Source organism: Rahnella sp. RFA10(1/100), from assembly GCF_004195115.1.
Classification (GTDB): Bacteria; Pseudomonadota; Gammaproteobacteria; order Enterobacterales; family Enterobacteriaceae; genus Rahnella; species Rahnella perminowiae.
In genome coordinates this window covers 1-325 of record NZ_SEWR01000032.1, presented here as the reverse complement: position 1 = coordinate 325, position 325 = coordinate 1, and the positions used below count along the sequence as shown (strand labels likewise).

General features: G+C 52.3%; 2 rRNA genes. Both read left to right on the top strand.

Features of this window, described 5'->3' with window-relative positions:
- A 23S ribosomal RNA gene (locus ETV65_RS24800) occupies positions 1–108 on the top strand; the annotation flags it as partial.
- A gap of 137 nt (positions 109–245) precedes the next feature.
- A 5S ribosomal RNA gene (rrf, locus tag ETV65_RS24795) occupies positions 246–325 on the top strand; the annotation flags it as partial.

Genomic DNA, 325 nt, shown 5'->3' with positions numbered 1-325 from the left:
TTAAGCCACCTGAAGGGACGTTTAAGACTAAGACGTTGATAGGCTGGGTGTGTAAGTGCAGCGATGCATTGAGCTAACCAGTACTAATGACCCGAGAGGCTTAACCTTACAACACCAAAGGTGTTTTTGATTTGAGAGACAGGCTCGAGAGAGTAGATTTTCAGCGGAATGTTCCGGGATTGGTTCGTATGGCGGCGTGGGGTGAGCAACCCTGATGCGCTGCGGTACGGATAAAACAGAATTTGCCTGGCGGCACTAGCGCGGTGGTCCCACCTGACCCCATGCCGAACTCAGAAGTGAAACGCCGTAGCGCCGATGGTAGTGT